Source organism: Mycolicibacterium agri (genome assembly GCF_002553505.1).
Classification (GTDB): domain Bacteria; phylum Actinomycetota; class Actinomycetes; order Mycobacteriales; family Mycobacteriaceae; genus Mycobacterium; species Mycobacterium agri.
On the sequence record NZ_PDCP01000263.1, the window covers coordinates 1 to 302 of the forward strand.

1 protein-coding gene is annotated in these 302 nt (G+C 60.9%); it reads right to left on the reverse strand.

What is annotated here, in order from left to right:
• Positions 1 to 154 (reverse strand): helix-turn-helix domain-containing protein (locus CQY20_RS34105; RefSeq protein WP_420093252.1); only part of this gene is annotated, 154 nt, incomplete at its 3' end.
• Between the last annotated feature and the right edge of the window lie 148 nt (positions 155 to 302).

Below are 302 nucleotides of genomic sequence, written 5' to 3' on the forward strand. Positions count from 1 at the left end.
TCGGACTGGTATGCGGCCGCGAGGACCGGTCGTGAAGACCGTCTTCACCCTCGGTCTCAAAACGACTGATCCAGGTGTGGACGCATTTACGCGAAACCCCCATCGCTTTCGCGATATGGGCCTTGGGCCAACCAGCCTGATACCGGCGCACCATCAGCAGCCGGCCGTGAAACGTCGTACGGGCATTACGGTGGGACACGAGAACCTCCGGACGGTGGTGGACCTAGACAAGCCACACCCCACCCGGAGGTTCTCCTCACATCAAGCCAACACGCCTGCTACCAACGTCCTGTCCCAGTACA